The organism is Eubacterium multiforme, from assembly GCF_030813415.1.
Taxonomy (GTDB): domain Bacteria; phylum Bacillota; class Clostridia; order Clostridiales; family Clostridiaceae; genus Clostridium; species Clostridium multiforme.
In genome coordinates this window covers 59,487-73,647 of record NZ_JAUSUF010000005.1, presented here as the reverse complement: position 1 = coordinate 73,647, position 14,161 = coordinate 59,487, and the positions used below count along the sequence as shown (strand labels likewise).

Below are 14,161 nucleotides of genomic sequence, written 5' to 3'. Positions count from 1 at the left end.
TTAAAAAAGATTTATACCTTTTATTTTTATTTATCTAACATCTCTTTATATTCTTCTCTTCCTTTTTCATAAAGATTATTTCCTTCTGAATCTATTACTACTATTAAAGGAAGATCCTTAACTTCTAATCTTCTAATTGCTTCTGATCCTAAGTCTTCATATAAAATAACTTCTGATGCTGTAATACATTTTCCTATAAGGGCTGCGGCTCCTCCAATAGCTCCAAAATAAACTGCATTATTTTTCTTCATTGAATTTATAACTTCTTTATTTCTTTTACCCTTTCCTATCATACCCTTTAACCCTAAATCTAAAAGTTTAGGTGAATAAGCATCCATTCTATAACTTGTTGTTGGTCCAGCTGATCCTATAACCTCTCCAGGTTTTGCTGGTGTTGGTCCAACATAGTATATAGTTTCATCCTTTATATTTATAGGAAGTTCTTCTCCCCTATCTAAAATATCTATTAATCTCTTGTGAGCTGCATCCCTTGCTGTATATAATTTCCCTGATAAAAGCACTGAATCTCCACATTTTAAATCTTTAACTTTTTCTTCAGTAAGTGGTGTTGTAATCCTTTTAATCAAAATAACACATCCCCTTTTTTTATATAACCTTTTCTTTATGTCTTGTAGCATGACAACTTATATTAACAGCAACAGGTAATGTTGCTATATGAGTTGGATATACTTCAATATTTACTCCTAAAGCAGTTGTTAATCCTCCAAAACCTTGTGGCCCTATTCCTAACTTGTTAATATTTTTAAGTAATTCCTCTTCAAGCTGTGCATAAAATTTATTTTTATTAGGTTCATTAAGTGATCTTGTTAAAGCTTTTTTTGCCAAAAATGCTGCCTTATCAAAGGTTCCCCCAATTCCAACTCCAACAATCATCGGTGGACATGGATTAGGTCCTGCTTCTTCAACAGTTTTTAAAATAAATTCTTTTACTCCCTCTAATCCATCTGATGGTTTAAGCATTGCTATTTTGCTCATGTTTTCAGAACCTGCACCTTTAGGTGCAACTATTATTTTTACTTTATCCCCTTCAACAATTTTATAATAAATAATAGCTGGAGTATTATCTTTTGTATTAATCCTTTCTATTGGATCTGATACAACAGATTTTCTAAGATATCCTTCTATATAACCTCTTCTAACACCTTCATTAATTGCATCTTCTAAATCTCCATCAACAAAATGAACATCTTGTCCAATCTCTACAAAGACACAGGTCATTCCAGTATCTTGGCACATAGGTACTTCTTCTGTTTCAGCAATGTTGTCGTTTTCAATTATCTGCTCTAAAATTTCTTTTGCAATTGGATAATCTTCATTATCTTTATAATAAGTAAGCTTGTCTTTAATATCCTCACCTATATAATAATTTGACTCAATACATAAGTCTCTAACAACATCCCTCACTTTATTTACACTAACTTCTCTCATAAAAGCCATCTCCTCTCATACTCAGTTTATAAATTTATCATTAAAATTACAACAACTGACAATGTTTCTTAAAAAATTGTTTATATAATAGTGAAAAGGATTAATGTTTTAGACATTAATCCTCTTTTTCCTGGGAAATATCTCAAATTACTTCAATATTGGTTCTGATGGTTTTTCTTCAAAATATCTCTTTACTCCTTTTGATATTTCTAAAGCAATTTTATTTTGATAATCATCATTTTGTAACTTTGCTTCTTCATCCCTATTAGATAAAAATCCACACTCAACAATTACGCTTGCACCATTATAATCATCCCTAAGTATTTTATATGATTTTTTAGCATCCTTAGCTAGTCTATTATTATTAGGCTGAAGGGTTTCCTTAACAGATTGTTGGATGCTTTCTGCTAATCTTTTACTACTTTCATTGCTAGAATACCAAACCTGTGTCCCTTTACTTTTACCACTACTAAACATATTTTGATGAATGGATATAAAAGCATCACACTCTGTTTCTTTTTTCTTTTCACATCTAATTTCTAAATCTTCTTTTTTTCTATTAGATAATGCAATATCATCATCCCTTGTCATATAAACTGTATATCCTTCTTTTTTTAATGTCTCTTTTAACTTTAAACTTATTTGTAAGTTAATATCCTTTTCTATTACTCCACCTTTTGATTTAGCTCCTCCATCATATCCTCCATGACCTGGATCAATTAAAATTTTATATTCTTTAGCCTTTTCAGCTCCCATTACTTGCATTTCACAACCTATAGTTAAAAATGCTACGGCTATTAACAAGCTTTTTAAAAATTTCATACTTCTCCTCCTATAAATATTTATAGGTTTATTATGTGAATAAGCTAATTATTTATTCTTTTTAAATTTTTTAATTCTATCCAAAAACATAAAAAAATAGGAACTAGATAAATCTAATTCCTATTTCTAAACTTAATTATAATGTATTATTTTCTATTACACTTTCAGCAATATTTGTAGCATGATCTCCAATTCTTTCAAAATTTGAAATTAAATCTAAGAATATAGTTCCTGCATAAGCATTACACTTACCATCATATAATCTCTTTATATGTTTATCTCTATAATTCTTTTGAGATACATCTATTCTTTCTTCTACAAAGTTAATGCTGCTTGCTTTATTAACATCTCTATTTTCATAACTTTCTATAGCTAATTGCAATGCTGTTCTTGTATAGTTATATATTTCATATAATTCATCTATAGCATCTTCACTGTATTGTAATTTTTTATTTGATTTTTGAACTGCAAGATCTGCAATATTTTCTGCATGATCCCCTATTCTCTCAATATCAGTTACTATGTGGAATGTTGATGAAACTATACTACTTTCTTTGTCTGATAACTCACATTTTGATAGTTTAACTAAATAAGTAGTTATTGCCTCTTCTAAAACATTTATTATCTCTTCATTATCATATACTTTCTTTATTAAAGCTTCATCTTGCTCCATAAATGCCTTCATAGATAATTCAAGATTTTGTTCTGCCTTGTTAGCCATTCTTATAGTTTCTTTTATAACTTGTCCAGCTGCAATTACTGGTGTTTCAAGTAATCTATCATCAATATATTTTGGTCCAACTTTTTCAACTTCATCTTTTCCTGGAACTAACTTATTAACTATTAAAATTAGATAGTTTCTAAGTGGTAATAAAACTATTGTATTTGCAATATTAAATACTGTATGTGAATTTGCAATTTGTCTTTCAACATCTCCTGGACTAATATGTTGAACTAGTTGTCCAAGAAGTCCTAAGAATGGTATAAAGATTATGGTTCCTCCCACATTGAATATAAGATGTAACAGAGCCGCTTTATGTGCTGTTTTATTTGCACCAATAGTTGCAAGCATAGCTGTTATACATGTACCAATATTACATCCAAATAATATAGGTAATGCTGCATTTATATCAAGTGTTCCTGTTGTTGCAAGTGCTATAAGTATACCTGTTGTTGCAGATGAACTTTGAAGTATTGCAGTAATTGCCGCCCCTACAACTATTCCTATAAACATGTTATCGCTAATAGCCATTATTAAGTGTTTAAACATTGGTAATGTTTCTAATGGTTTCATAGCATCACTCATCATTCCCATACCAATAAATAATATACCAAAACCTAATATTATATTACCAATTTCTCTTTTCTTTCTAACTTTAGCAACCATAACCATAGTTGCACCTACAAATACAAATATTGGTGCTACACTATCAAGCTTAAAAGCTACTAATTGAGCTGTTATTGTTGTACCAATATTTGCTCCCATTATTACTCCAGCTGCCTGAGCTAAATTCATAAGGCCTGCATTAACAAAACCAACAACCATTACTGTTGTAGCACTACTACTTTGTACTACGGCTGTAACTGCAGCTCCAACTAAAACTGCAACAATTGGATTTGATGTAACTTTTTCAAGAATCTTTTTTAAACCTTCTCCAGCGGCGTTTTCTAGACCATCTCCCATTAATTTCATTCCATAAAGAAATAATCCAAGTCCACCCATTAAAGTTATAATTGTCAACACTATAGAATTCAACCTTTTTCCTCCATGCTTTAAAAAAATTTATTTAACAAATTTATCGTTTTTTCTTAATTTTATATTCCAATTGTACATTATTTATTAATATTTGTTAATATTTATTCCTACTTTTTAACCTACTTTTAATATAACCTTACTTTTTATTCCAAATCTATTTTGTAAAATAAATTTTTATTATAAATGCCTAATAATATGTACATTGCTTCATATTCTGTAAACTTTTTGTATATATTCTTATTTATAAATTCATATAAATATTTGTCATGATATACTTTTTATAACTTACTTTACAAATAGAAGGAGGATTTATATTTGAAAAATAATAATGTGGTCTTAAAAATTAGGGATTTAAAAATGAACTTTGGATCAAAGGAGGTTTTAAAAGGAATAAACTTAGATATTCATGAAGGGGAAATTATAGGTTACATAGGTTCTAACGGTGCTGGTAAAAGCACTACTGTTAAAATTATTTTAGGATTAATAACTGGATACACGGGAACTATTGAAGTTATGGGGGAAAATATTTCTGATAATATTAATTATAAAAAGAAAATAGGTTATGTTCCTGAAATTGCAGATATTTATGATTCTCTAACAGCTAATGAATATTTAACCTTTGTTGGACAACTTTATGGGTTAAGTTATGATGATTCTCTTTTTAAAGCCAAGGCTCTAATGAAAATTTTAGGCATAAGTGATGCTAGAAATTCTAGAATATCTAGTTATTCAAAAGGAATGAAGCAAAAGATATTATTAATAGCAAGTCTTCTTCATAATCCAGATATTTTATTTTTAGATGAGCCTTTAAATGGTTTAGATGCAAATAGTGTAATGATAATAAAAGAAATTCTAGCTACTTTAGCTAAAGAAGGTAAAACTATATTTTATTCTTCTCACATAATGGATGTTGTTGAAAAAATAAGTAATAGAATAGTTCTTTTAAACGATGGTTTAATTTCTGCTGATGGTAGCTTTGAAGATTTAAAAGCAGCTTCTAATGATGGTTCTTTAGAAAGTATATTTAATGATTTAACTGGATTTACAGGACATGCAAAACTTGCTGAAGAATTTACTAATATAATTAAAGGAGCGTAACTTATGAAAAATTTTAAGTCTTTAAAAATATTAGATAAGTTTAAACATATTTATGAGAAATTCGGTGTAGATTATGATACTATGAGACTCATAATTTATACAAAGTTAACTATGGACTGTAGAAGAACTCCTACTATATTAAATGATAATAAAAATATTAAGAATAAAGAAAATAAATTAACTACGGCACTGTTTTTTTATGCTTTCTTTGGTTTCTTCTTGGCTCTTATGATAGTTATTAAACTTAATATATTTGTTCAAATGTCTGTGTTTTTTGGAATGTTTATGTTTTTTATAGGTACTGTATTTATATCTGACTTCTCTTATGTTTTATTAGATGTTCGTGACAAAAATATTTTAAGTACAAAAGCCATAAGCTCCAAAACTATAAGTGCAGCAAAAATTACTCATATATTTATTTACATACTTCAAATAACTTTAGCCCTTTGTGGACTTTCTATTATTGCTTCTATACGATATGGAATAGTTTTTACCTTAATTTTTATAGTAGAAATTATTTTAGTAACATTATTTATGATACTTTTAACTACCTTTATTTATTTTTTAATATTAAAGTTTTTTGATGGTGAAAAACTAAAGGACATAATAAACTTTGTTCAAATAATTTTATCTGTTGGTATTATGATATTTTATCAACTTGTTGGAAGAATATTTAACTTTATTGATGTAAATACTTTAGAATCTCCAAGTAGTCTTTTACCCTACTTGTTACCTTCATCTTGGTTTGCTGCCCCCTTACAAATAATTGATTCAGGGCATACAAATAACTTTTTAATAATTTGTACAGCACTTGCTGTAATTTTACCAATTTTATCTATAATTATTTATTTTAAGATTTCTAATTCCTTTGAAGATTATATTCAAAAATTAAATAATAATAGCTATAAAGGAACAGATAAAATTCCATTTTCCTTTAAACTTAGTAAACTTATATGTAAAAATCCTACTGAAAGAAATTTCTTTAATTTTACTGTAAATATAATAAGAAGTGAGAGAACCTTTAAGCTTAAAACATACCCTAATTTAGCTATGGCTGTTTTCTTTCCTTTCCTATTTTTATTTATTGGAATTGATGATTTTTCATCTATTCACAATGCTATATATGAGTTAAGTACTTCAAAAGCTTATTTTGCTTTATATATTCAGCTATTTGTACTTGCACCAGTTCCTTTAATGTGCAGATATTCAGAAAACTATAAAGGCTCTTATATTTATAAAAGTGTGCCTTTTACTGATACCTCTAATCTTTATAAAGGTGTATTTAAAGGTTCATTTTATAGATTAATATTCCCTACAATGATTTTAGCTTTTATACCATTTTTTATAATATATCCTATCCATATGTATTTAAATTTATTAGCTATAATACTTTCACTATTAATAGTTTCTCTTATACTATTTAAAACAATGGATAAGTATTTTCCATTTTCAAATGACTTTTCTTATAATGGTAATACAGATGGTATAGCTATATACTTTTTTGGATTTTTCTTAAGTATAGTTGCTGGAATACTTCATTTTTCTTTATCATTTTTAGATTATGGTGTTTATATTTTAATTGGTATTTATTTAATTTTGTTAATATTACTTTGGAATAGAACTTTTAAAGTTAATGTTGAAAAAATCAAATATTAAATGATTTTTTAATAATATCAATTTTGTAAATTAACATTCTAATTATTCTATTAAATAGAAAAACCTCTGTTTTTCTGATGTGCCTCCCATAAGTTAGACCTAAAAATCTAACTTATGGGGGTCTGTTCATTCTGCAGAGGTTTTTTTATAATCTAAATGAATATTTAATTATCTTAATATATAAAATACTACTTTCCTTTAACTTAAATTACTAATTAAATAATATTGTATCTTCTTAGTAACTCCTCTATTACTGTTCCTGATATTTTTTTCATTACTTTCTTTTCAGCTATATTTGCACCCAAAGGTAATTTCAAATCAGTTAACTTTTTACCATCCATCATTTTTGATGTAGAATCTAAAAGTACACGAATATCATAGCATGAAGCAAATACTTCTGGAACACCACGATCTACATCAAGTAATGTGTATACAGCTTCCATTGCAGTTCTTACTGAATATTCAGTTGTAAAAACTGTATCTCTTACTGTATCTGCGAATTGTCCAATAAATGCAAAATTAACACATCCATCTGGAACAACTTCAGGACGATCCCCTTCAGTTGTTGGCATAAAGAATGCAGTAACATATGGCATCATACAAGGAACGCAATGTGCTGACTTAGTAGCCATATCATGTATTTCATCTTCTGGCACTCCCATATGATAAAGCCATTCTTCTGTTATTTCAATACCTGTACACTCTCTCATAGGTTTCTTTACATAATCTCCTGGAACATTTGTAAATAAGCCATAAACCCATACTACAAGTTCATCCTTTGGTTGTTTTTTAAAGTGTGGTTGACGATTTACAGTATAACTCATTAACCAACTTGAATCTTTAGCAGTTACAATTCCTCCTGTAACAACCTTTCCACTAAAAGGATCACGTTTGCATATTTTTTCTATATATTTTGGAATTCTATCATCTAATGTAGTAACAGTTGCAGATTCCCAATTAGTTTTTTCTGTATTTGTACAGAATTTATCTGGACGTCCAAAGGATGGATCTTGCTTTGCAATGTTTCTCCAAAGTTCCCAGCAGCCTCCATTTTCAATTATAAATTCTGCAGGATGATTATCATCTCCTAATGAAGAATTTTCTGTACAGCTTCCATTTGTAACAAATACTAAATCATCTTCAGTTAAATTTATAGCCTCTTCTTTTCCATCATGAATATATACAATTTGTTTTGCAACTTTTTTATCTTTTTGAATATCAAAAATTACATTAGTAACTCTTGTATTATATTGAAATTTCACTCCATATTTCTCTAAATATTTTACCATTGGAATTATAAGTGATTCATATTGATTATATTTAGTAAACTTTAATGCCTTAAAATTAGGAAGGCCTCCAATATGATGAATAAATCTTTGAATGTATTTTCTCATTTCTAAAGCACTATGCCACTCCTCAAAGGCAAACATAGTACGCCAATAAAGCCAAAAATTTGATGAAAAAACTTCATCTGTAAATACATCTTCTATCTTTTTATCATATAAATCTTCATCCCTTGTCAAAAATAATTTTATTATTTCCATTGAAGCTTTTTCTGAAAGTCCAAACTTTCCATCAGTATGTGCATCTTCACCACGATTTACAGTTGCACGCATAAGTGAATAATTTGGGTCATGCTTATTTAACCAATAATATTCATCAAGGACAGATGCTCCTTCTATTTCCATTGATGGAATTGATCTAAATAAGTCCCATAAACATTCAAAATGATTTTCCATTTCACGTCCACCACGAATGATAAAGCCCTTTTCACTATCTTCTATACCATCACAAGCCCCTCCTGGTAGATTAAGTTCTTCCAATATATGAATTCTTTCCCCCTTCATTTGCCCATCACGAACAAGGAAACAAGCAGTAGCTAATGCAGCTAATCCTGAACCTACAATATATGCTGACTTTTTGTCAACATTAGCTGGCTTTTCTGGATGTGCAAAAGCTTCATAATTCCCATTTGAATAATACATATAGATTACCTCCCCAAATTCATTTTATGGTTATAGTATAATTCTCTTTAAATTTCATTACTATATACAAAAAAAGAGTAGTGTTTAAATTTTAAACACTACTCCTATATTGTAAAAACTTTATACAAATAAAATCTTTTGTCTAAATATAATAATCAGTTCTATATTTGTTGAGAGCCTTTGTAACATCACCTTGAATAAGAATACTTAATCTATCAATAATAGTATTTGGATTTTGCTTCATTCCAGTACGTATCCAATCAAGCATAAGTCCTACAAATGCAAATTTATAAAAATCTGCTATAAAGTCCTTGTCTTCATCCTTAACATCCATACCTACTGCTCTCTCATTAACAACTCCAATTAAAAGATTATATGTTTCATTATATAAATAACGTTCTAAGTGTTCCCTTGCAATAGAATAAAAAACATTTGTTATAAGAGCTTTATTTTCTAAAGCATATTGGAAAATCTTCAAAAATCCTTGTTGCCATGTATCATAAGTCTTTTTACCATCTATAGCTTTTTCAGATTCATTTAAAAATACCCATCCAACAAGATCATATATGTCATGAAAATGATAGTAAAAGGTTTGTCTGTTTACTTCACAGTCTTCTACAATATCAATAATAGTTATTTTATCAAGTGGCTTATATTCAAGCAACTTTTTAAGTGAGGCTGCAAGAGCTTTTTTTGTAGTCTTTGACATCGTTGCACTCAACTCCTTTAGATATTAATCTAATTTTATAAAAATATTATTTTAAATAGAAATCTTATTATAAACATCTCTTTTATTATAGAACAATTTTATCATATTTAATGGTTTTATCTCTATTTTATTTTCATATTTTATTCTATTTAAGCCATTGCTATTGCTTTATATTTTCCTATACAAAAAAAGAGAAGAGTATAAAACTCTTCCCTTTCGTATATCGTACTCCAAATATTATCTCTTTGAGAATTGTGGAGCTCTTCTTGCTTTTTTAAGACCGTATTTCTTTCTTTCAACCATTCTTGGGTCTCTAGTTAAGAATCCAGCTTTCTTTAATTCTGACTTTAAAGCTTCGTCTGATTTAACTAATGCTCTAGCTATTCCGTGTCTGATTGCTCCAGCTTGACCTGTGAATCCTCCACCATGAACGTTAACTAATACGTCAAATTTATCTTTAGTTCCTGTTAAAACTAAAGGTTGGTTAACGATAACTCTTAAAGTTTCTAAACCAAAAAAGTTTTCTATTTCTCTCTTATTGATAACTACTTTACCATTTCCTGGTACTAGTCTTACTCTTGCAACTGATTTCTTTCTTCTACCAGTTCCCATGTATTGAACTTTTGCCATTTTAAATCCTCCTCCCGAACTTCAGCTTATTAGTACTTTAATTCTAGTACTTCTGGTTTTTGAGCTTCGTGTCCGTGTTCTGAACCTCTTACTACATTTAATTTCTTTAACATTTTTCTTCCTAAAACACCACTTGGAAGCATTCTTCTAACTGCTTCTTCGAAAGCGAATTCTGGTTTCTTTTCTAGAACTTCTCTGTATGGAATTTCCTTTAATCCACCAACGTATAAGCTGTGCTTTCTCATCATTTTTTGATCTAACTTCTTACCAGTTAAAACAACTTTTTCAGCATTGATTACGATAACGAAATCTCCGCAGTCAACATTAGGTGTAAATGTTGGCTTATTTTTTCCTCTTAATATTGAAGCAACTTGGCTAGCAACTCTTCCTAGTGGCTTACCAGCAGCATCAACAACATACCATTTTCTTTCAACTTCTTGTGCTTTTGCAATGTATGATTTCATCTATGTTTCCCTCCTTGAACTTACGATGTGCAATATCTACATATTGCATTTATGTCAAGATACTAGCTTACTAGATCTTATGTACATAAATATTCTAACAAACATATATTATTATAATACACGCTTACGGGCGTGTCAATGTATTTTAGATATTTTTTTCATTAATAATAAACTTTTTCTAAAATTAGGCCATTTGGTGGAACACAAAAGCCTGCCTTATCTCTTTTTCCTGTATTTATTATGTTTTCAATATCTTCAGCCTTTAGTTTTCCATTACCTACTTCAATTAAAGTTCCTACTATTATTCTTACCATATTATACAAAAAACCATCAGCTGTAACGAAAATTTTTAAAATATCATTTTCTTTTTCTATATGCAAATCAGTTATTGTTCTAACTGATGTTTTAACTGAGCTTCCACTACTTTTAAAGGCACTAAAGTCATGTTTACCTATAAAGTACTTACACGCCTCTTCCATAGCCTTTATATCTAATATATCCCTTACGTGATATGAATAATTTCTATATAGGGCCACTTTCTCTATTCTATTAATAAGAGTATAACAGTAAGTTTTCCCTTTGCTATTATATCTTGCATGGAATTCCTCTGGAACCTCTTCTGATTTAATTATAGCAATATCATCTGGAAGCTTAGTATTTATAGCTTCCCTAAACCTTTCTGGTGGAACACTACTGTCTGTTAAAAAGTTTGCAACCATACCCTTTGCATGAACTCCAGAATCTGTTCTTGAACTTCCTGTTAGGGATACTTCCTTTTTAACTATTTTCTCTATTGCCTTCTCTATTGTTTCTTGAATTGTATTTTTACTACTCTTTTGTTTTTGCCATCCTAAATAATTAGTTCCATCATATTCAATGGTTAACTTTATATTTTTCATAATATCACCTAAAAATTAAAGTATTCTAATAACTATACTAGCTATAAATAATATTGAAAATATACCCCATGCTATTAAGTCATTTTTAGTAAACTTTAATTGTTTCATTCTAGTTCTTCCAGAGCCACCTCTATAACATCTAGCTTCCATTGCCATAGCAAGTTCATCAGCTCTTCTAAATGAGCTTATAAATAATGGCACTAAAAGAGGTACTAAACTCTTAGCTTTTTGTATAATTCCACCTGAGTCAAAATCAGCTCCCCTTGCTTTTTGAGCTTTCATAATCTTATCTGTCTCATCCATAAGTGTTGGAATGAATCTTAAGGCTATTGTCATCATCATAGCAAGCTCATGAGCCATTTCCTTACCAATTGGTCTAAGAAGGCTCTCAATACCATCTGTAAGCTCTATAGGTGATGTTGTTAAAGTAAGCATAGATGTTCCAATAACTAAAAATAATAACCTAAAAATCATAAATATAGCTGTTCTAACACCTTCAACATATATCTTTAAAAATCCAAAATGAAATAATAATGTGTTTTCAGTTCCCTTAATCATAAAAATATTTAATACTGATGTAAATATTAATAAAATTACAATGGGCTTTAAACCTTTTAATATATATCTTGGTGGCACCTTTGAACTTATTACTATTGCTGCAATAAATGCAACTACTAATATATATCCAACAAACTTATCTATTATAAATAAAGATACAATAAATAATAAAGATATTAAAATTTTTGTTCTAGGGTCTAACTTATGAATAAATGTATTCCCTGGTATATATTGTCCTATAGTTATATCCTTTATCACCTATCTATCCCCCTTACTTTCTGATTTGTTTCCAAATACTCTTAACAATTCCTTTTTACACTGCTCTATTGTATAAACATCCTTTACATTAAAGCCTCTCTTTTTAAGTTCCCTCATAAGATAAGTAACCTGTGGTACTCCAAGTCCTATTTCCTCTAATGTATCTACTTCCTTAAAAACTTCAGAAGGAGTTCCTTGAAGGGCAACCTTACCTTCATTCATAACAATAACTCTCTCAGCAATCTTAGCTACATCTTCCATACTGTGACTTACTAAAATTATTGTCATATTATATTTTTTATGAAGAATTGTTATTTGATTTAATATATCATCCCTACCTTTTGGATCTAATCCTGCTGTTGGCTCATCTAATATTAAAGTTTTAGGCTCCATAGCAACAACACCAGCTATTGCTACTCTTCTTTTTTGCCCTCCACTTAAATCAAAGGGAGATTTATCCTTATAAATTTCATAATCAAGTCCCACCATCTCCATAGACTTTATTACACGTTTATGTATTTCCTCTTCATCTAGCCCAAGATTTCTTGGTCCATAGGCTATATCCTTTTCTATTGTTTCCTCAAAAAGTTGATATTCTGGATATTGAAATACTAATCCTACTTTTTTTCTAACATCAGAAAGTTTAACACCTTCTTTTGTTATATCCTCTCCATCAACGATTATATGACCTGAAGTAGCCTCTAATAATCCATTCATATGTTGTATCAAAGTTGACTTTCCTGAACCTGTGTGTCCTATTAAAGCAATAAATTCTCCATCTTTTATGTCTATATTAACGTCATCTAGTGCTTTCTTTTCAAAAGGACCATTAGGCATATATACATGTGTTAAATTTTCTATTTTAATTGACATAACGCTTCCACCATTTCATCCACATTTATTATTTTGCTATCTAAATTTATACCTTCTTTATTTAGTTCATAGCTAAGTTCAGTTACTTGAGGTACATCTAAACCTATTTTTTTCATAAGTTCTACCTTTGAAAAAACATCTTTAGGTGTTCCTTCTAATATTAATTTTCCATCATCCATTACAACTATTCTATCAGCCTCTGCTGCTTCATCCATATAGTGAGTTATAAGAACTATTGTAATTCCATATTCTTTATTAATTTCTTTAATATTATTTATTACTTCTTTTCTACCTGATGGGTCAAGCATTGCAGTTGGCTCATCAAAAATTATACATTCAGGTTGCATTGCAAGTATTCCAGCTATAGCAACTCTTTGCTTTTGTCCACCTGATAAAAGATGTGGTGCATGCCTTTTATACTTACTCATGCCAACCTTCTCTAAACTATCATCTACACGTTTTCTTATTTCTTTTGGATCTACTCCTAAATTTTCTGGACCAAAAGCAACATCTTCCTCTACAATAGTTGCAACCATTTGGTTATCTGGATTTTGAAATACCATTCCAGCCTTTGCTCTTACATCCCAAACATTGTCTTCATCTTTAGTATTAAGTCCATCAACATAAACAAATCCATCAGTAGGTACTAAAAGTGCATTCATTTGTTTAGCTAAAGTTGATTTTCCTGATCCGTTATGCCCTAATACAACTAAAAACTCACCTTTTTTAACTGATAAGTTCACCCCATTAATGGCATACTTTTCTATACCCTCTTCATGTGATGTATATTTAAAAACTAAATCCTCACATTTAATCATTTCTTGACTCATCTGTTCCTCCATAATCATTGCTTATTAGTTCCTTTTATACTTAAATAAACAATATTCTATATACAAAAGTAATCTTCAATGTATATTCACATTAACATTATTATATATCATAAATCTTAACTTTCAACTATATTCTGAATATTTAAATCATTGCTTTTCTATATAAATTATTAT

Annotated in this window: 14 protein-coding genes; 2 read left to right on the top strand and 12 right to left on the bottom strand. The window is 29.1% G+C overall.

Translation table 11 applies throughout. The annotated features are described in order from the left end of the window. Positions 1-26: 26 nt before the first annotated feature. The 4 genes from J2S18_RS08805 to J2S18_RS08790 form a co-directional block, all read right to left on the bottom strand. Positions 27-638 (bottom strand): Fe-S-containing hydro-lyase, encoded by a 612-nt coding sequence (locus tag J2S18_RS08805; protein WP_370873789.1) that lies wholly within the window; start codon positions 636-638, stop codon positions 27-29. After that, positions 607-1,449 (bottom strand): fumarate hydratase, encoded by an 843-nt coding sequence (locus J2S18_RS08800; RefSeq protein ID WP_307485867.1) that lies wholly within the window; start codon positions 1,447-1,449, stop codon positions 607-609. Before J2S18_RS08800 ends, J2S18_RS08805 begins: the two co-directional genes overlap by 32 nt. 147 nt (positions 1,450-1,596) lie before the next feature. Further along, positions 1,597-2,271 carry an N-acetylmuramoyl-L-alanine amidase CwlD gene (cwlD, locus tag J2S18_RS08795; protein ID WP_307485864.1) on the bottom strand — a complete coding sequence of 225 codons (675 nt, stop codon included), beginning with the start codon at positions 2,269-2,271 and terminating at the stop codon, positions 1,597-1,599. Between the two features lie 136 nt (positions 2,272-2,407). Then, on the bottom strand, positions 2,408-4,027 hold the full coding sequence (locus tag J2S18_RS08790) for a Na/Pi cotransporter family protein (protein WP_307485861.1): 1,620 nt from the start codon (positions 4,025-4,027) through the stop codon (positions 2,408-2,410). Between the two features lie 357 nt (positions 4,028-4,384). Between J2S18_RS08790 and J2S18_RS08785 the strand changes: the two genes are divergently transcribed. Continuing rightward, positions 4,385-5,125 carry an ABC transporter ATP-binding protein gene (locus J2S18_RS08785; protein ID WP_307486163.1) on the top strand — a complete coding sequence of 247 codons (741 nt, stop codon included), beginning with the start codon at positions 4,385-4,387 and terminating at the stop codon, positions 5,123-5,125. Between the two features lie 3 nt (positions 5,126-5,128). Then, a complete protein-coding gene (locus J2S18_RS08780) occupies positions 5,129-6,781 on the top strand; it encodes an ABC transporter permease (RefSeq protein WP_307485860.1) in 1,653 nt (550 codons plus the stop codon). A 215-nt stretch (positions 6,782-6,996) separates the two neighbouring features. Here J2S18_RS08780 and J2S18_RS08775 read toward each other — a convergent pair whose 3' ends face one another. The 8 genes from J2S18_RS08775 to J2S18_RS08740 all read right to left on the bottom strand — a co-directional run bounded on the left by J2S18_RS08775 (position 6,997) and on the right by J2S18_RS08740 (position 13,987). Then, a complete protein-coding gene (locus tag J2S18_RS08775) occupies positions 6,997-8,766 on the bottom strand; it encodes an oleate hydratase (protein WP_307485857.1) in 1,770 nt (589 codons plus the stop codon). Positions 8,767-8,908: 142 nt separating this feature from the next. Further along, entirely contained in the window at positions 8,909-9,475 is a 567-nt protein-coding gene (locus tag J2S18_RS08770) for a TetR-like C-terminal domain-containing protein (protein WP_307485854.1), read from the bottom strand. A 237-nt stretch (positions 9,476-9,712) separates the two neighbouring features. Then, positions 9,713-10,105, bottom strand: coding sequence for a 30S ribosomal protein S9 (gene rpsI / locus J2S18_RS08765; protein ID WP_024615630.1), 393 nt, complete (start codon positions 10,103-10,105; stop codon positions 9,713-9,715). 29 nt (positions 10,106-10,134) lie between these two features. Beyond that, positions 10,135-10,569, bottom strand: a complete 435-nt coding sequence (gene rplM / locus J2S18_RS08760; RefSeq protein WP_307485849.1) for a 50S ribosomal protein L13 — start codon at positions 10,567-10,569, stop codon at positions 10,135-10,137. A 161-nt stretch (positions 10,570-10,730) separates the two neighbouring features. Continuing rightward, on the bottom strand, positions 10,731-11,468 hold the full coding sequence (gene truA, locus J2S18_RS08755) for a tRNA pseudouridine(38-40) synthase TruA (protein ID WP_307485846.1): 738 nt from the start codon (positions 11,466-11,468) through the stop codon (positions 10,731-10,733). A gap of 15 nt (positions 11,469-11,483) precedes the next feature. After that, entirely contained in the window at positions 11,484-12,284 is an 801-nt protein-coding gene (locus J2S18_RS08750) for an energy-coupling factor transporter transmembrane component T family protein (protein WP_307485843.1), read from the bottom strand. Further along, positions 12,285-13,157: an energy-coupling factor transporter ATPase gene (locus tag J2S18_RS08745; protein ID WP_307485840.1), complete on the bottom strand. Its 873-nt coding sequence runs from the start codon at positions 13,155-13,157 to the stop codon at positions 12,285-12,287. It abuts the gene before it with no gap. Next, positions 13,142-13,987, bottom strand: coding sequence for an energy-coupling factor transporter ATPase (locus J2S18_RS08740; RefSeq protein ID WP_307485837.1), 846 nt, complete (start codon positions 13,985-13,987; stop codon positions 13,142-13,144). The genes J2S18_RS08745 and J2S18_RS08740 overlap by 16 nt, the downstream gene beginning before the upstream one ends. Positions 13,988-14,161: the final 174 nt, after the last annotated feature.